This is a genomic window from Loigolactobacillus iwatensis, from assembly GCF_003950295.1.
Lineage (GTDB): Bacteria > Bacillota > Bacilli > Lactobacillales > Lactobacillaceae > Loigolactobacillus > Loigolactobacillus iwatensis.
Genome location: NZ_RHNP01000003.1, coordinates 29,016 through 46,790 on the forward strand (window position 1 = coordinate 29,016; position 17,775 = coordinate 46,790).

The 17,775-nt window shown below is 36.7% G+C and carries 19 protein-coding genes; 15 read left to right on the plus strand and 4 right to left on the minus strand.

Going from position 1 to position 17,775, the window contains the following annotated elements; genetic code table 11:
- Positions 1-337: 337 nt before the first annotated feature.
- On the minus strand, positions 338-1,198 hold the full coding sequence (locus tag EKM98_RS01380) for an ROK family protein (protein ID WP_125979996.1): 861 nt from the start codon (positions 1,196-1,198) through the stop codon (positions 338-340).
- Positions 1,199-1,456: 258 nt separating this feature from the next.
- Here EKM98_RS01380 and EKM98_RS01385 point away from each other — a divergent pair, with 258 nt between their 5' ends.
- On the plus strand, positions 1,457-2,326 hold the full coding sequence (locus EKM98_RS01385) for an N-acetylneuraminate lyase (protein WP_125979998.1): 870 nt from the start codon (positions 1,457-1,459) through the stop codon (positions 2,324-2,326).
- 317 nt (positions 2,327-2,643) lie between these two features.
- The gene (locus EKM98_RS01390) at positions 2,644-3,330 is read left to right on the plus strand and encodes an N-acetylmannosamine-6-phosphate 2-epimerase (protein WP_125980134.1); all 687 of its coding nucleotides are present in this window, start codon (positions 2,644-2,646) and stop codon (positions 3,328-3,330) included.
- Positions 3,331-3,506: 176 nt separating this feature from the next.
- Here the strand turns inward: EKM98_RS01390 and EKM98_RS01395 are convergent, their stop codons facing one another.
- Positions 3,507-4,268 carry a DeoR/GlpR family DNA-binding transcription regulator gene (locus EKM98_RS01395; RefSeq protein WP_125980000.1) on the minus strand — a complete coding sequence of 254 codons (762 nt, stop codon included), beginning with the start codon at positions 4,266-4,268 and terminating at the stop codon, positions 3,507-3,509.
- Between the two features lie 280 nt (positions 4,269-4,548).
- Here EKM98_RS01395 and EKM98_RS01400 point away from each other — a divergent pair, with 280 nt between their 5' ends.
- Genes EKM98_RS01400 through rpe form a run of 6 tightly spaced genes read left to right on the plus strand, consistent with a single transcriptional unit; the run spans position 4,549 to position 8,926 of the window.
- On the plus strand, positions 4,549-5,640 hold the full coding sequence (locus tag EKM98_RS01400) for an alcohol dehydrogenase catalytic domain-containing protein (RefSeq protein WP_125980002.1): 1,092 nt from the start codon (positions 4,549-4,551) through the stop codon (positions 5,638-5,640).
- Positions 5,641-5,677: 37 nt separating this feature from the next.
- Positions 5,678-6,097 (plus strand): PTS sugar transporter subunit IIA, encoded by a 420-nt coding sequence (locus tag EKM98_RS01405; RefSeq protein ID WP_125980004.1) that lies wholly within the window; start codon positions 5,678-5,680, stop codon positions 6,095-6,097.
- Between the two features lie 23 nt (positions 6,098-6,120).
- Positions 6,121-6,597 carry a PTS sugar transporter subunit IIB gene (locus EKM98_RS01410; protein WP_125980006.1) on the plus strand — a complete coding sequence of 159 codons (477 nt, stop codon included), beginning with the start codon at positions 6,121-6,123 and terminating at the stop codon, positions 6,595-6,597.
- 20 nt (positions 6,598-6,617) lie between these two features.
- Positions 6,618-7,382 (plus strand): PTS mannose/fructose/sorbose/N-acetylgalactosamine transporter subunit IIC, encoded by a 765-nt coding sequence (locus tag EKM98_RS01415; protein ID WP_125980008.1) that lies wholly within the window; start codon positions 6,618-6,620, stop codon positions 7,380-7,382.
- Positions 7,379-8,248: a PTS system mannose/fructose/sorbose family transporter subunit IID gene (locus tag EKM98_RS01420; RefSeq protein WP_125980010.1), complete on the plus strand. Its 870-nt coding sequence runs from the start codon at positions 7,379-7,381 to the stop codon at positions 8,246-8,248. The genes EKM98_RS01415 and EKM98_RS01420 overlap by 4 nt, the downstream gene beginning before the upstream one ends.
- Positions 8,249-8,275: 27 nt before the next feature.
- On the plus strand, positions 8,276-8,926 hold the full coding sequence (gene rpe, locus EKM98_RS01425; RefSeq protein WP_125980012.1) for a ribulose-phosphate 3-epimerase: 651 nt from the start codon (positions 8,276-8,278) through the stop codon (positions 8,924-8,926).
- 317 nt (positions 8,927-9,243) lie between these two features.
- Here rpe and EKM98_RS12280 read toward each other — a convergent pair whose 3' ends face one another.
- A complete protein-coding gene (locus tag EKM98_RS12280) occupies positions 9,244-9,573 on the minus strand; it encodes an SdpI family protein (RefSeq protein ID WP_125980014.1) in 330 nt (109 codons plus the stop codon).
- A gap of 252 nt (positions 9,574-9,825) precedes the next feature.
- Here EKM98_RS12280 and EKM98_RS01435 point away from each other — a divergent pair, with 252 nt between their 5' ends.
- Genes EKM98_RS01435 through EKM98_RS01465 form a run of 7 tightly spaced genes read left to right on the plus strand, consistent with a single transcriptional unit; the run spans position 9,826 to position 16,751 of the window.
- Positions 9,826-11,898 carry a BglG family transcription antiterminator gene (locus EKM98_RS01435; protein ID WP_125980015.1) on the plus strand — a complete coding sequence of 691 codons (2,073 nt, stop codon included), beginning with the start codon at positions 9,826-9,828 and terminating at the stop codon, positions 11,896-11,898.
- Between the two features lie 17 nt (positions 11,899-11,915).
- Positions 11,916-12,533, plus strand: coding sequence for a bifunctional 4-hydroxy-2-oxoglutarate aldolase/2-dehydro-3-deoxy-phosphogluconate aldolase (locus tag EKM98_RS01440; RefSeq protein ID WP_125980017.1), 618 nt, complete (start codon positions 11,916-11,918; stop codon positions 12,531-12,533).
- Positions 12,534-12,550: 17 nt separating this feature from the next.
- Positions 12,551-13,012 carry a PTS sugar transporter subunit IIA gene (locus EKM98_RS01445; RefSeq protein WP_225418504.1) on the plus strand — a complete coding sequence of 154 codons (462 nt, stop codon included), beginning with the start codon at positions 12,551-12,553 and terminating at the stop codon, positions 13,010-13,012.
- A 5-nt stretch (positions 13,013-13,017) separates the two neighbouring features.
- On the plus strand, positions 13,018-13,320 hold the full coding sequence (locus EKM98_RS01450) for a PTS sugar transporter subunit IIB (protein ID WP_125980021.1): 303 nt from the start codon (positions 13,018-13,020) through the stop codon (positions 13,318-13,320).
- Between the two features lie 40 nt (positions 13,321-13,360).
- The gene (locus EKM98_RS01455) at positions 13,361-14,644 is read left to right on the plus strand and encodes a PTS galactitol transporter subunit IIC (protein ID WP_125980023.1); all 1,284 of its coding nucleotides are present in this window, start codon (positions 13,361-13,363) and stop codon (positions 14,642-14,644) included.
- Between the two features lie 37 nt (positions 14,645-14,681).
- Positions 14,682-15,827 carry a galactonate dehydratase gene (gene dgoD, locus EKM98_RS01460; RefSeq protein ID WP_125980025.1) on the plus strand — a complete coding sequence of 382 codons (1,146 nt, stop codon included), beginning with the start codon at positions 14,682-14,684 and terminating at the stop codon, positions 15,825-15,827.
- An 18-nt stretch (positions 15,828-15,845) separates the two neighbouring features.
- The gene (locus EKM98_RS01465; protein WP_125980027.1) at positions 15,846-16,751 is read left to right on the plus strand and encodes a phosphotriesterase family protein; all 906 of its coding nucleotides are present in this window, start codon (positions 15,846-15,848) and stop codon (positions 16,749-16,751) included.
- A gap of 163 nt (positions 16,752-16,914) precedes the next feature.
- Here EKM98_RS01465 and EKM98_RS01470 read toward each other — a convergent pair whose 3' ends face one another.
- A complete protein-coding gene (locus EKM98_RS01470) occupies positions 16,915-17,679 on the minus strand; it encodes a MurR/RpiR family transcriptional regulator (protein ID WP_125980029.1) in 765 nt (254 codons plus the stop codon).
- Between the last annotated feature and the right edge of the window lie 96 nt (positions 17,680-17,775).

The following is a 17,775-nucleotide window of genomic DNA, read 5'->3' on the forward strand; positions in this document are numbered from 1 at the left end:
TAACCGCAGGAATCTGCTTTTCCCAACACGTTTACACTAGATTAGTCAGAACTACTAATAAAAGTAATTTGCAAACATGGACTAGGTTGATGAATGATCGGTGCAAAACATCATTCAGTGAACGTGGTCAAGCGTAAAAATCTACTTTTCCCAACACGTTTATGCTAGGTTAGCTAGAAATTCACTAATAAAAACAATTTTCAAGCATGGTTCTAAGTGACGAAAAAAGCCGCTAACAATAACCCCCGTCAAAATACGAGGTTATTGTTAGCGGTTGAATTTTTGAGCTGATCATTACAACCAGTACCTTAGCATATAAAAATTATTTTGTAAACGCTTAATTATAAAAATTAGCTACCGCACCAAATAGTTGGGCCCGATCGGCAAGTTGTGTGACGCGCAATTCTGTTTGGCATAAATTAGGTGGTAATAGTGGTTCTAATGCCCGATTTAATAGTGTTAATAAGAAGTCACCTTGTTGGGAAACAGCGCCGCCAATTAAGAGAATTTCGGGATCAAATAACAAGATAATATTTGCCAGGCCGGTAGCGACTTCGGCCGCCCAGTTATTTATTATCGTAGTAAAGGGTGCTTCTTGCCGACGTGCTTTATCGAAGGCCGCCGGGACGCTCGTTTTCAGATCAACTAATTGATGTTCCAAAGTCAAAGTGGAGGCCCGCTGTTCGTAATTTGTCTTCGTTTTTCGGTCATAAAGGGTGTAACCAAGGGAATTGGCAGTGGCGTGGGCGCCATTAAGTAGCTGGCCGTGATTCAAATAGGCGCCACCGATGCCCGTACCTAAAGCGACGCAGTAAACGGCACCTTTGCCCTGTGCGGCACCGGCCAGTTGTTCACCTAATAACGCGGCATCAACATCGTTCACTACAACTACTGGTAGGCCACTTTGCTGGACTAAGACTTTCTTGAGTTCAGTTCCTTGGTAACCAGGGATGGTAGGGCCGGCGTACTGAATCTGGCCTTCAGCGCCAACAATGCCGGCAGTACTGATGCCAATACCGTTTAAAGTGTATTCTTTTTGGTACGCGGCCGTAATTGCCTGCAACTGCTTGAGAATATGTCCATCGCGATTATGTTCCGTTGAACAACGGTCGCCAGCACTGAAGTGAAGCCGCTCGTCCACTAGACTGTATTTGATCGTGGTACCACCGATATCGAAAGCTAAAAATAGTTTACTCATTAGATCATCCCATTTTCTATTAGATGTGTTTTTCCTTTACTGAATCGCTTTCATAGTAGCATGTAATAATTATTTTCTCAAACTAAAAAAATAATAATTGATATTTTACCAGTTGCACCAGTTCCTACAAAGGATAATGGTAATTATTACCGAAAATAATCGTTGAAATATTTTTTATCTTGCGGTATGGTTCTTGTTGAGCGGTTGGATGATTTGAGATGTTCATTACAAAATTTAAGAAGAATGAGGCTATCCATTATGAAAAAATTATATTCAGCATTAATGACAGCGTTTAACGAAGACGACACGATTAACGAACAAGGCATCCGCGAAATGGTTCGTTACAACATTGATGAAAACAAAATTGACGGCTTGTACGTTGGTGGCAGTACTGGCGAAAGTTTCATGCTCAGCACTGAAGAACGTAAACTGGTTTATAAGATTGCTTATGAAGAAACTGCCGGCAAAGTTGATTTAATCGCCCAAGTTGGTTCCGTTGATTTAAAAGAAGCAAAAGAATTAGCTAAGTACGCCGCTGACCTCGGCTACAAGACGATCTCAGCCGTACCGCCATTCTACTATCACTTCACTTTTGACCAGATCAAAGACTACTACGATCAAATTCTCGCTGGTGTCGACGTTAAATTGATTATTTACTCAATTCCAGCCTTATCTGGCGTTACGCTTTCATTGGACGAATTTGCTAAATTATTTGAAAATCCTAAAATTATCGGCGTTAAATACACAAACAACGACTTCCTACTATTACAACGTCTTCGCTCAGCATTTCCTGACAAAAAGATCTACTTTGGCACGGATGAAATGTTGATCTCTGCTTTACCACTTGGCATTGACGGCGCAATTGGTTCAACCTTCAACTTAAACGCCAAACGCGCTAAGGCTGAAATTGCTGCTTTCGAAGCCGGCGATAATAAGAAAGTCTTTGAATTACAAGATGTTAGCAATAAATTAATCCTTGCCTTGATTGACAACGACATTTACCCAAGCCTCAAGCTAGTCTTCGAAGAAATGGGCGTCCACGCAGGCTACAGCAAAGCACCAATGAGCAAACCATCACCAGCAATGAAGGCTGGAGCTAAGAAGATTTACGAGAAGTATATTAAATAGAAGAGTGTTTGAAAAAGCGCCCAGATTCTGAGGATTAGCCTAGATTGCCGAATTATTCGCGTAGCGGATAATTTGGTGATCGTAGCTAACCGCAGGAATCTGCTTTTTCAAACACGTTTCAGAAGAGAGAGTGTAAAAAAAAGCGCCCAGATTATGGAGTATAGCCTAGACAGGTGAAAAGAGACGCGCAGCGGATCGTTCGACTGGCGTAGCTATACGCAATAATCTGCTTTTTCAAACACGTTTCCACTGAATTAGTAGGTAAAATACTAATTTTCAGGAACAAATTCCAGTAAGCATAGAAGAGGGTTGTCATGATGACAAATACATTTTTAGATTCAGTAAAAGGAAAACTAATAATTTCTTGTCAGGCCTTACCTAAAGAGCCATTGCATAGTTCGTTTATCATGGCGCGGATGGCTCGGGCTGCCAAGGAAGCTGGCGCGGCAGGTATTCGTGCAAACTCGGTCGTGGATATTCAGGCGATTCAGGATGAGGCCGGCTTACCAATGATCGGTATTGCCAAAACCGATTACCCTGATTCACCAGTTTACATCACACCGACAATGAAAGAGATGCGCGCGGTTGCGGCAACTGGCGTAGAAGTAGTTGCTTGCCAGGCAACAGGTGAACCACGGCCAAACGGTGAAAATTTGGCTGATATCGTGGCCCAATTTAGACAAGAATTTCCGGATACGCTGTTAATGGCGGATACGGATACGTTGGAGAACGCTGTAGCTGCCGATGAACTTGGTTTTGATATCATCGGGACGACGATGCGCGGCTATACGCCTAGTTCAAAGGGGACCAACGTTGCCGATAACGACTTTGAATACTTGAAGGAACTATTAAAGCGCGTTAATCACCCAGTCGTTGCTGAAGGCAAGATCGATACACCGGAAAAAATGAAACGGTGCCTAGATCTTGGCTGCCAAGCAGTTGTCGTTGGTGGGGCAATCACCCGACCATTGGAGATTGCTAGCCGCTTCACTGCAGCACTTTAAGTTACGATTATTAATCGAGAGTACCGTAATCATAATGATTACGGTGCTTTTTGCGTTCAACAGTGAAGTTTCAATAAATTATAAAGGCTAGTTGCAAATTGGTTTTTTAATCAAAAAAATGGTTTAAAAGGTTCACTTTTTATAAGTTAAGAACCTTTCAACCATTTTTTTAAATTCTAATGTTCAATATCAATACCGCTATGTTGAAATTCAGTAACTAATTCTGGAGAAATTTTGTTATCAGTAATAATGGCGCTGATTTCAGAAAAATCTGCTGTTTTATAAAGAGCCGTCAACTGAAATTTATTACTATCGGCAACCGCAATTATTTTCTGACAATGTTTCATTACTCTTTTAGAAACTTCGACTTCATCCAAATAATGATTGGTAATACCAATATCAATATTAATACCACCACATCCAAAGAAACCAATATCAGCGTAAATATCATTGATTGCCTGTAGGGTTAACGGTCCAGATAACGAACTTTCAGATTGTCTCAAGTTTCCTCCTAAGAGAATGATCTGGTTAGCAGAATCACCGATTAGATTGGTAGCAATTGCTAGGGAATTAGTAATTAAGGTTAAATCATGAAGGTCACTTTGTTTAATTGCTTGGGAGATTGAAAAGGTTGTTGTTCCATAATCAAGGAATACTGAATTCCCGGATTGGATAAATTCAATTGCTTTTTTTGCAACTAAGAGCTTATCTTGGCTATTTTGTTGCAATCGTTTATCATATTTGGTTTCCTTATCAAGGGAGATTGTTGTGGCACCACCACGGACTGTTTTAAGTAAGCCCTTACTTTCTAGTGTATAAAGATCCTTTCTGATTGTTTCGCGGGTGACATTAAGCTCAGAACTTAATTGCGATATTTTTGCAAAGCTATATTCCTTAACTTTACTTAGTACAAGTGCTTGTCTTTGGTATGGATTCAATAGAATGCACCGCCTTTTATATAAGAAACAATAACTACAATTGCAATTATAGCATTAATTTTGCAAAAATGTTGGCAAAATTAGGCGTTTAAAATGCTTTAAATTAGTTATTTATGAAAATTATTATGTAATTACTGTCTCTATAGTACGCAATTTATTTTTTTACATTTTAGTCATTATGTGAAAAAAATAACTTAAATAGTACACTTGCAAATTAAATGCAAAATGCTATACTTAATTTGTTGAAAACGATTACACAAAATATATGGGGGCAATAAGAATGTCAGAAACAAAAAATGATGAAAAGCAGATTATGTCAAAGACTTACCGATTGGTTAAACCGGGCGATATTGAGGAACAAGAAATTTCACGAACACTTAAAAAAGGTTGGGTTGATGTTCAACCATTAATGGCAAGTGTTTGTCATGCTGATGATCGTTATTTTGCAGGACAACGTCGTCCAGAAGCATTGGCCAAAAAATTGCCAATGGCATTATTACATGAAGGTATTGGGACTGTAAAAGAGAGCATGAGCGATGAATTTAAGGTTGGCCAACGTGTCGTTGTTGCGCCTAACGTTCCTGGTTATGTACTAAGAGGAGAAAAGAAGACCGATACTGTACCAGATAATTACAGTAAAGATGCTGCATTTATCAGTAGTGGTCACGATGGTATCGCACAAAGTGATTTAGTTCATCCTGAAAGTTGCTTAGTTCCAATTCCAGAGAATATTCCTGATGAAATTGCAATTTTGGCCGAAGTTAGTACGGTTGGTTATCATGCTTCTAGCCACGTTAAACATATTCTATCAAAGCCAAATGTAAAAGTTGCATTATTTGGCGATGGTCCCGTAGGTTATATGGCTGCAGCAGTACTTCATTATGTTTGGGGTATTAGCAAAGAAAACTTAACTGTTTATGGAGCTATGAAGGATCGTTTAAGTAAGTTTACGTTTGCAACAAGAGAAATGGTTACTGAATATGACTTTGATAATGCAGAAGAACAATTCGATGTTATTTTTGAAGCTACTGGTGGCCATTTCAGTTCAAGCGCAATCAATGAGGGTATTAAAGTTATTAAGCGGACTGGTAGTTTTGTTTTGATGGGTGTTACTGAAGAGCTAGTTCCAATTGATACTCGTGACGTACTTGAGAAAGGCTTAACACTTTATGGCACTAGTCGTTCAACGCCAGCCGATTTCAAGGTTGTCATTAAGACAATGAGTGAAAAACTAGAATATCGCGAAGCTTTGCAAAAATTGTTGCCAGAAAAAGAAACCGTTATCAAAAATGCTGATGATTTAACAGCAGCATTTAATAAAATTGTTGCTGATAAAGCTTGGAAGAAAGCAGTTCTGAAGTTTGAATGGTAATTAAAGTAAATTAAACCCGAAATGGAGGCGATTAGTAATGGTAGGTTTCGTTATAGCAACTCATGGTAAATTTGCTGAAGGATTAATGGATGCAGTCGATTTAATAATGGGAGAACAAGAGAATACTGAAATGATTGGATTACATCATGGTGATGACGTTAGTCAATTCGGCGATAGTCTGGCAGATAAAGTCAAGAAGGTCAGCACTGGAGATGGCGTTATCGTGTTCGCAGACCTGTTCGGAGCGAGTCCATATAATCAAGCGGCATTATGTTCTAGAAAGATTGAAGGTATTCCGTACAAATTAATTACTGGAGTTAGCTTACCAATGCTGGTTCAGGCATTTAATGATCGCATGTTGGGCAAGAATATAGAGGAAATTAAGGCTTCTTCTATGGAAGCTGGTAAAAAGGGAATTATTGAATTCTTCGATGAAATGCAAACACAAAATAAATAATTAGATATTAAGGGGATGTAACTATGTCAGAAATTGTATTAGCTCGAGTTGATGATCGTTTAATTCATGGTCAGGTTATGACTGCGTGGCTTCAATATACAGATGGTAATCATATTGTGATTGTCGACGATGCTACAGCTAAAGATGATTTCTTGAAGACTGTCATGAAAATGTCAGTGCCACAAGGGGTTAAATTAGATGTACTTACAGTTGAAGAGGGCTCTGATTTCCTACAGAAGGATCAGGGTAAGGATAATATTTTAGTTTTAGCTAAAACACCTGAAGTATATTTACAATTAGTTGAGGCCGGTGTGCCTTTAAAAGAAGTAATTGTTGGTGGAATGGGTGCAAATAGTGAACGATCAAAGTTTTATAAAAATATTTCCGCAACTGATGAAGAGCGCGAAACTTTCAAAAAGATTATTGATAAAGGTGTAAATGTAAAAATTCAGATCGTACCTAGTGATAAGGCTACGGATGCGGCTGGTTTATTAAAGTAAGTTTATAAAGGAGAATGGCTATGACAATTCATTTGTGGCAGGCTTTCCTCATAGGGGTCGTATATTATCTCGGCCAAATGGGAACGCCTTGGGTATCATTAGCGGGTACCCATACGATTATGCGACCGTTAGTAAACGGTGCCTTAGTTGGTTTAATTCTAGGGGACCCTGTAAAAGGAACGATCTTTGGTGCAGCTATTCAGTTGCCTTTCCTAGCTTGGATTGGTGCTGGCGGCGCTGTTCCAATGGATACCGCTTTAGCTGGTACATTAGGAACTGCCTTAGGGATGGCATCTAATGTTTCACCTTCAGTTGCAATTACATTGGCTGTACCGATTAGTTTGATTGGAACAATGATTTGGGTACTCCATATGACTGTCGATATAACCTTTGTACATATGGCTGATACAGCAGCTGAAAAAGGTGACTTAAAACGAATTGACTTACTTCATGTTTGGCCGCCACAAATAACGATGTTTGTCTTCTCAGTTGTTCCGGCCATGCTAGCTGCTTATTATGGTGCCGGTCCAGTAAAGACGGTCATTGGTGGCTTAAGTGGGACACCACTTCATGTTTTAACCGTTATTGGTGGACTTCTTCCTGCTCTTGGTATTGCCATGAACTTACAGGCAATGACTGGTAAGGGTACGTTAATGTTCTTCTTACTTGGATTTATGTTGGCCGTATATTCTAAGTTACCAATCTTAGCAATTGCCGTCTTCGCTGTTATCATTGCATATATTTATACTACTTTGTATTTGAAGAAAGGAAGCGAGAACGCATGAGCGACAAAGAAGAAATTGAAAAAGAAGTATTGCCTTCAGAGAATAATCCTGATGCAAAAAAGATTTCAAAAAAAGAAGTTGTTAAGGCGTTCTGGCGTTGGACTTTCTTCTCACATGCAAACTATAACTATGAACGTTTACAGGCAACAGGGGTTGTTTTCGCCCTCTCACCAATTCTGAAACATTTATATGGTAATGACCAGGATGCAATGAAAGAGGCTCTTAAACGACATATGCAGTTCTTTAATACCGAACCACATTTTGGTGGTGCTATCTTAGGTATGACAATTGCAATGGAAGAGGAAAAGTCTAATGGTGCACCAATTACCAATGATACTATTAATGGTTTAAAAACAGGATTAATGGGCCCACTTGCCGGAATTGGCGATACTTTATGGCAAGGCACTTTAATTCCAATCCTACTTTCATTCACGATCGGTTTTGCATCCAAAGGTAACATTTTAATGGGACCCGTATTGTTCGCCGTTTTACATTTAGGAATCATCTGGTCAATCGGCTATTTTTCATGGATGCAAGGTTACTCTTTAGGTAAAGAAGGTATTGCAAAAGTTCTGCAAGGATCGTTACTACCAACAGTTATGACCTTTGCTCAGTGTATGGGACCGATTGTCATTGGTGCTCTATCGGCAACGTTCGTTAAGGTATCAAGTCCTTTAAAGATACAGCTGGGTAAATCCGTTCTAAAGGTCCAATCAGGAATTTTGGATAAGTTGGTACTTGGTCTTTTACCGTTAGGGATAACATTATTGGCCTATTATTTATTGAAACGTAAGTTCAAACCAACAACAGTTGTACTTATTCTAGTGTTAATTGGTGTTATTGGTGGTGCCTTCTACATCATCTAACTAATCTATTTAGGAGAGTGAGAGAACATGGTTATTGCGCCATCGATTTTAAGTGCAAATTTCGCAAATCTTGAAAAAGATATTCACGTTGTGGAAGCAGGACAGGTTAGTTATCTTCACGTTGACGTGATGGATGGACATTTTGTACCAAATATTACTTTTGGTCCTAGTGTCGTTGCAGCTATCCGTAAAGTAACTAAGCTAACGTTGGATTGCCATTTAATGATTGAAAATCCAGAGAATTTAATTCCTGAATTTGCGAAAGCAGGCGGCGATATCTTAACGATTCATGTTGAGAGTACACGGCATATCTATCGTGCTTTACAATTGATTCATGATAATGGTGCTAAAGCGGGCATTGTCTTAAATCCTGGAACATCATTAGAAGCAATTAAACCTGTTTTATCATTAGTTGATCAAGTTCTTGTTATGACCGTAAATCCGGGCTTTGGCGGCCAAAAGTTTATCCCAGAAATGGTAAACAAGGTTGCTAAATTAAATCAGATTCGTCAGACTGGAAATTATCAATTTGATATTGAAGTTGATGGTGGAATCAATGATAAGACGATTAAGTCTTGCAGTGATGCAGGTGCAAACGTCTTCGTTGCCGGTTCATATGTTTATGGAGCTGATGATCCAGTGAAACAGATTAAGACTTTAGAGAATGTAGTTAAATAAGTATTATTAATACATCGTTAATGATGTATTATGTGTTTAGTATGATTTGATTTTCAAATGTAAATTTTCAAAGTAAACTACCAAAATAAACCCTCTACCAATTATTGGCAGAGGGTTTATTTTTTATAGATTATGCGTTAGTTTTCGCGGGTCTTCATCAAAATGTATTGGTGGAGATTTTTGAAGGGTCCGGGGCATACCTCATTTCTTGTTTTTGGGCTCAAAAATTTTAGTCTAAGATATCAGAAGGACAATGAATAAGCAAAATACTGTCATATTACAACTTTAGTTGTGATTTTATTATTCGTGTAGCGTTCTTACAAACTGTGAGTTGTGATTACGGACTTTAGTTTAAGGTTTGTAATAATAATTGAAACAAAAAATAATATTATCATAATAGTAATCCAATTGGTTTCACTTTGTACAAGGTTGGGTGTTAAAAACATCAGTATAATGTAAGTTATTAAGTAAATACCCATAAAAATTGCATTAATTTTTCCAAAAAAATTATTTGCGAATTTCCAAGTTTTGTCATTTGTCATTGATCTTTTTGTTTTAAAACCGATAGCTGCTTCTGTTGATATATCAGCAAAAGCGATGTATAGGTATAACAATAGTACTAAAACTGAAAAAAAGATAATGTACATATAAGCTCATCTCCAATTATGTTTGAAGCAGAAATTCCACTTCAACTAAAATACAATATACATTCATTCCAAATTTAAAACAAATTTGATTTAAGTTTGTGTCTGCAAGTCTGATACTGAAACGGCGGCCCTTATTAAGGGTACTCACAGCGTTATACAATTACTTTGTTTATTAAAAACAAAATTGATTAGTCTGGTGAAAAAAATCACAATTTAAATCCCTATAATGAACATTGAAAGGAGGAAGAGAAGGTGCTGGATAGTAGAGAAGAACAAATAATATCAGAAATTATCAAGAATCCACAAATTAAATCAAAAGATTTGGCTAGTAAATATCAATTAAGCATAAGACAACTTACTTATTCACTTTCCAAGATTAATAGCGAATTAACTACAAAACACCTTAGATCTATAAGGCGCACACGCAATGGCCAGTTTTTAATTAATGAAAAGACCAAAACGTTTTTGCTGAATAATGTTTTGAAAGTAAATGTAAACGGTTCCGATTCACAGAATGATTTTAATGATTTCTTTGATGAATCAACTCGATTAGATTTAATAAGTATTTTGTTAATAACAAATCCAGTAAAAACTACACTTGCTTCAATTTCAGTATTTTTACAAGTTAGTGAAAATACTGCTTTAAAAGATTTGAAATCCGCAAATGTAAGGCTGAGGGAGCATGATAGCAGAATTTATCATTCTCGAAAAACCGGTTATATGATTGTTGGCAAGGAAATTAATTTATTGAATTATTTAACAAAATTAATTAGAAATTATTCCCTGAAACCGGAAAAACAACAAATTATTGACAAAGTCCCCGGTCTACCAAAAAACAAAGTCATTCATTTGATTACTGAGCTCGAAAAAAAGCTCAATATTATTTATTCCGATTCTGCATTCTCACTTTTAATTAACTTGTTGAGATTAACGCTTAACAGAATGAAATATTCTGACCCCGACCAAAGTATCCATGTAAGTAATGAGGTAAAGGAATCAATGGAATATTTGTTCTTAAAGGATTATTGCAAATTGGAAAATCTAAGTATTGGTTTATCAGATCGTATAGGATGGATTGCTCTTGTATTTTTATCAGTTAATACGCTTCAAAATAACTCAATTTCTAATGAATCGGATTTATCGGAAGCAATAAAAAAAACGATCACTAATTTTGAAAACCAAACTTACATTATTGTTCAGAATAAACGGGACTTTATTAAGCGCTTAACTTCACATCTCTTACCAGCCATATTTAGGACAAAATATGGCCTGAAATTAAATGATTTAGATTTTCCTGATGTGATCCATGATCAGAACCAGAATACATTTCTTCTAGATATTATTAAAACCTGTGTTAAGCCGATTGAAGATTTAATTGGCTTGCCACTGCCGGAAAATGAAATTCAGCTAATAACGTTTTATTTTGGTTCGGAGTTAGCTAACTATACTAATAACATTGATTCAGCAAAAAAACGAGCTGCTGTCGTTTGTACCAATGGTCTTGTGGTTGCTCGGTTAATGCTGAATACACTGGTTGGAATATTTCCAGAAATTAATTTTGTTTCGGCAACTTCTGCACGGGAGTTTGATCGTTATCAAAATGATTACGATCTTGTTTTTACAACGTCGTTGCTAAAGACAAAAATTCCCCAATATATAGTGACACCGGTGTTATCCGCAGCAGAGCAAACAATGCTCAGATTTCGAGTATTAAATGAAATGAATCCAGAATTAATTACGAACGAAACCAATGAAATTCGTAGCATAGTTGAAAACCATGCTTTGGTTAAGGATGAAAAAGGGTTAAAAAAATCTCTAACAAATTATTTAATTAATAGGGACAAACCAGATTCCAACAACAAGAAGTCATTCCAAACATTACCAGATATTACAAATTATGTTCATTTAGACTATATACAAATTGCCAAACGGCCTCTTAATTGGGACGAAGCAATACGACTCGCCTGTGAGCCCTTATTAAAAAATCACGTGGTACTTCCAAAGTATGTAGAAAAATTAGTTGCACAAAGTGCAACTAATAAAAATTACAGTTTTTTACGTGAAAAGATCGCTATTCCACATACAACTGCGGACAATGGGGCACTCAGTGATGGGTTTGGCTTCTTAGTGGCGGAAAACTATATCGACTTTCCAGGTAATCATTCTGCAATCATAATTATTCCAGTTGCACTTAAAAATACCGAATCACACCTTAGGGCCGTAAACCAATTAGTTACTTTATCAACAAATAATCAATTATTGAACGAAGTTACCACAACCGGATCGGTAACTGAAATTTATCAGATTTTGAAAAGATTAGCATAAAAAGAAGGTCATTGAGTTTGAATATTAATAATTACCCGAAAATAACAACAATCATGCGCGGATATACCCCTGAGCAGGCCCTAACAATAATCAAAATGCTGAGCGGCTTTAATCATAAAATTGGTGTGGAAGTCACCACAAACAATCCAGACTATCTAAAAATAATTGAGGAGGGCACAAAAAAGTATGGAGATACAGTCGATATTGGCGTCGGTACTGTTTTAGATATCGGACAGGCCAGAGATGCAATAATTGCAGGCGCACAATTTATGTTGGGCCCGACAAATTTTACACCCGATATTTTTGAACTAGCACGACGGAATAATGTTATTACGGTTCCTGCTGCCATGTCACCAACTGAAATTTTAAAGATGAGGTCATTGGGTGCTGATATCGTAAAGATCTTTCCAGCAGTTACTGTACAACCAAAGTTCTTCAAACAAATTCAGGGACCTTTAGGAAAAATGCGGTTGATGGCTGTTGGTGGAGTTAATATCAAAAATGCTAAAGAATTCTTTGATAACGGAGCAGGTTATTTGGGTATAGGTTCAGGTATGTTCAATAAGACTGATGTTCAAGGCCTGAATATTGAAGGTCTTAAAAAATCTGTTGATAATTATGTAAAAATTATATGAGTAGGTGGTGTTTTTTAATGGATACAGAGTTGATAGACAAGAATGATATTTTTATCAATCAGGAATTCAAATCTAACACAGATTATTTTCAAAAAACATATCAAGTTTTATTGAAGGAAGGAAAAGTAAAAAAAAAGTTTATAGACAATATACTTCAGCGAGAAAAAGATTATCCTACTGGGCTTAACACTGGTGAAATTAAAGTAGCAATTCCACATACTGATTATACCTACTCAAATACAACACAACTGGTAGTGACAACATTTAAAAGCCCGGTTGAATTTTATCAAATGGATAATTCATCAAGCAAAATTTCAGTGAATTTGGCAGTTATGATTCTTTTTAATAATCCCAAAAAACAACCAGAAACACTAAAATATATCATGAAAATAATCCAAAATCAGTCGTCTCTCAGTATGATCATGAAACAACAAAGTAAAGAATCAATGTCAAAACTTTTTAAAACATTCGGAGGTTAATTATTATGGATAATAAAAAAACTGTTATTGTGTGTTGCGCTTCATCAATGATTACATCAACTGTTGCTGCTGGTAAGGTTCGGGATGTTGCTTCGAGTAATGGTTTGCCGGAACCAAGAATTATTCAATGTAAGTTCTCAGAAGTTGAAGGTGAATTAGATACAAATAAAGTAGATTTCATAGTTCCAACGGGTAATTTAGATGAAACTGTGACACATGGTGTTAAAACAATTCTTGCTGCTGCATTTGTAACAGGTATTGGGGAAGATAAAGTTGAAAATCAAATTTTAGAAGCCCTTAAGGCTTAACAGAATTGTATAGTTTCACAATTACTTGGAGGCGAGAAGAATGCAAGTTGTTGTTAATGGCTTGAATTGGATTAGTAAACTTGGACCAATGGTAATGATGCCTATTATTATTTTTGTTCTTGGATTAATTTTTCGAGTTAAGATAAATACCTTAGTTAAATCGGCATTGACAATTGGTGTTGGGTTTGCGGGAGTAACGATTGTTATCAATTGGTTTGTTGCACAAGTAGGTCCCTCTGTTCACCTGATGGTAAAGCATTGGGGAATACAAACTTCAATCATGGATGTAGGTTGGCCTGCTCGAGCTGCCGCAACGTGGGCCTTTCCATTAGCTGCTGTGGTTGTCTTTGTTGTTCTAGGTACAAACGCTTTAATGCTGGTTACAAAAATGACAAATACGGTAATGGTTGATTTTTGGAGTTACAATCATTATATTTTTGCGGGGGCCTTGGTTTGGTATGTGACAAAGAGTGCACCAATTGCACTGATTGTTGCCGCTTTAGATGCAGGTATTAGTTTCAAATTAGCCGATTGGACGGCGCCATTGGCACAGAAGTACTTTGGGTTAGAGGGAATATCGTTTCCAACCATAAACTCGGTTGCATGGGCACCAATTGCATGGGCCTTAGATAAATTATGGGGAGTGATTCCTGGTATTAAGAATATTGATGCACGACCAGAAAAGATTCAAAAAAAATTTGGATTTGTTGGCGAACCATTGTTTATGGGCTTTATCATCGGTATTCTAATTGGGGCTTTGGCAGAGGAATCTATAGGAACTGTATTAATTGTTGGTATGAGTACTGCTGCAACAATGGTTCTTACTCCAAAAATGATGCAGATTTTAATGGAAGGTTTGATTCCATTTGCGAACTCTATTAAGGGAATGCTTAACAAAAGATTCCCTCATAATAAATTCACTATTGGTATTGATGCAGCCTTAACTGTTGCAAATTCTTCAGCTATTGCCTGTGGTATTATTATGGTTCCTATTACATTAGTATTAGCAGCAATTCTTCCAGGAAATAAGTTATTACCAATTTCTGATATTGCTTACCAAGCAATGTGGTTATCAGCATGGCCTGTTGCATTTAGCAAGGGTAATATCTTTAGAGGCATTCTTTCAACGATGGTTATTACTTGTTGTGTTCTCTGGATCGCTACTAATTTAGCACCGGTTCACACTCAGTTAGCTCTCGCAGGTGGCTTTAAACTTGCAAAAGGAATGCACTATATTTCCACTGAGGATTCAGGTACACATTTGACAGCGTGGATTTGGTACAAGTTAGCTCAGATTTTAAAAACTGTTTTTCCAGCAATTTAAATTTTAAATAATTTATCATTATAGGAGATCAATCAATATGAAGATTTCAGATTTTGTGATTTATAAAGTTAAGCCACGTTGGATTTTTGTTAAAATTTCTACTGACAACGGATTAAGCGGTTGGGGCGAAATGATTTCAGGTACCAAAACAGAAACTGTTGTTAGCGGTGCGAAAGAAATGGGAAAGACGCTCATCGGTCGTAATCCAAATAACATTGAACAGTTATGGCAAGAAATGCATCGTTCGTTTTTCCGAGGAGGACCAATAAATGGTACGATCATTTCTGGATTTGAAATGGCTCTTTGGGATATTAAAGGTAAAGCATTGGGTGTACCTGTTTATGATTTGTTAGGTGGTCCGGCTCGAGACAAAATACGAGTTTATTCTTGGATTGGTGGTGATCGTCCAAGCGACGTTGCTGAACAAGCAAAAGAGCGTGTCAAACTTGGGTTTACTGCAATAAAGATGAATGCCACCTCGGAATTACACTATATTGATTCATATAAGAAAGTACAAGCAGTTGTTGATCGTGTAGAGTCCATTCGAAATGCAGTTGGTGATGATCTGGAAATTGGGATTGACTTTCACGGTCGTGTACATCGTCCTATGGCAAAGGTCTTAGCCAAGGCTCTCGAACCTTACCACCCTATGTTTTTAGAAGAAGTTGTTCTCCCAGAAAATTGGGATTCCTTTGATGATATTGCTCGAGAAGTATCAGTACCCCTGGCAACAGGTGAAAGACTTTATACAAGATGGGGATTTAAAGAGTTATTTAACCAAGGTGCCGTTGATATTGTTCAACCAGATGTTGCTATGTGTGGTGGCATTCTTGAAGCTAGAAAAATTGCAGCTATGGCCGAAGCATATGATATGGCGGTTGCACCTCATGCGCCATATGGTCCAGTTGCACTTGCAGCGACACTACAACTTGATGCTTGCACACCAAATGTATTTATTCAAGAACAGAGTCTAGGTATCCATTATAATCAAGGCTTCGATTTGTTGGATTTTGTTGCTAATAAGGAAATCTTCCAGTATAAGGATAGTTATGTACAACTTCCAAAAAAACCCGGTCTAGGTATTGACATGGATGAAGATAAAATTAAAGATGTTGCTCAACAAGGTTTGGTATGGACTAATCCAAAATGGAAGAACTACGATGGGACCATTGCTGAGTGGTAATGAAAGTGGGAAAATCAAATGATTAATACAGTTTTAGGCCCAATCAAGAATGGTTCTTTAGGAACAACATATATACACGAACATCTGTATGTGTACCCCGATGCACAAGTTATGCACCAGGACTACACACTGGATGATCTTGACAAAAATATTGCCGAAGTCATTTCGTTTAAAAATTCCGGCGGCGACACTTTGGTTGATTTGACTCCTATTAATTATGGAAGAAGTCCAATGCTTTTGAGAAAAATTTCTCAGGCATCAGGAGTAAATATAATTTGTATCACTGGGTTCCACAAAGAAGAGTTTCAGCCAAAGTGGTTAGAAAATATGTCAAATAAGGACGTTTATGATTTTCTAACACACGAAATTATCGATGGAATTGGAACAAATAAAATTTTACCCGGAGCAATGAAATTGGGGACTAGCAAAAATACTATTACTGATTCCGAAAAACGCGTTATCGACGTTGAAGGTAACGTTCAACGTGATACACATATTCCAATTGTCACACATTGTGATCAAGGCACAATGGGCCTTGATCAGCTTGCTGGTTTAAAAGCAGCTGGTGCAGATCTAACGCACGTGTGTTTAAGTCACGTAGATTTATCTGAAGATGTTGATTATATAAAACGTATTTGCGACACTGGCGCAAGTATTAGTTTTGACCATATTGGTCGACACTTAAAAAACAAAGATAGTTTAAGAATCAATATGATTACTAACTTAGTAAATAGTGGATATTCTGATAACATTTGTTTGGCCGGGGATATGGGTAGAAAGAAATACTTTATTTCTTATGGTGGTGAGCCTGGTCTAAAATATATTTTAACAGATTTAAAATCAGAGTTACTTCAACATATCTCAGAGACAGATTATGCTAAAATGGTAACTACTAACCCACATAAAGTGCTTATTCGTCAGTAATTCTATTGATTACCGTTTAAAGTATAAATGAGTATATAAACATATTTATGATTTTGTCGAACCAAATATTGTCATGAACAGAACTAGAAGCTTTTTAATTCTAGTTCTGTTTTTTATTAAAGTGATAATTCTAACTATTCATTCGTATTTTATTTGTTTAATGTTACATAAATTTTTGATTATCTGAGATTTGTATATACTGTTGGATGATCAAATCAAGAATTAAAAATATTGAAAAATGTGGTGTGAAGTCTGAGGTATTTATCAGAAGTGGCTGTGAATAGCCATGAAGTGTCACGTCAGATAGTTTTTCTAGTGTACTGTTTGGTGTATTGACAATACTAAGAGTAGTTAAGGTTTCTGTGTTTTTAATACGTTGAATAAGTTGGACCAGTTCTTGTGACTCGCCACTATTTGAGATGAAAATAGCTAATCCGTCTGTGGTTGATAGTTGATCTAAACTCCAGATTATTTGGTGATCTGAAATAAAAGAACAGTTTTTACCTAATTGTTGCAGAGCAAGATTAAGATATTGACCGCAAGCCGTTGTTAGCCCAATTGCGAAGATGAAAATCTGTTGTTTTTGTTTAATTAGTTGAGTAGTTTTTTGAATTCTATCTGGTAAATTTTCTTTCAGGGTACTTTGAAAATTATATTTAAAGTTAATATTAAAATCGCTTGATTGAGCCTCAATCGCTAAGTCATTTTTTACTTGTTCTAAAGCAATTTTTAGTCGACTAAATTTTTGTACCCCAAGTCTCTTACATAATCTTACAACAGTGGTGGTACTGACGTTATTGTCCGTAGCAACTTTAGTAATCGTAAGAGAATCAATTTGATTAATATTATCGCCTAAATACTTTAGAATTAGTGATTCTGCAAATGTGAGTTCGGAAGTAACAGTTGGAAAATATTTGATTAAATTCATACCAATTCCTCCAATTGCATTTATTATAACCTAAATCAGGGTAAATTTTTACTCTAATTTAGGAAAAGCGCTTTCATACATTTGCTGGTATATTGG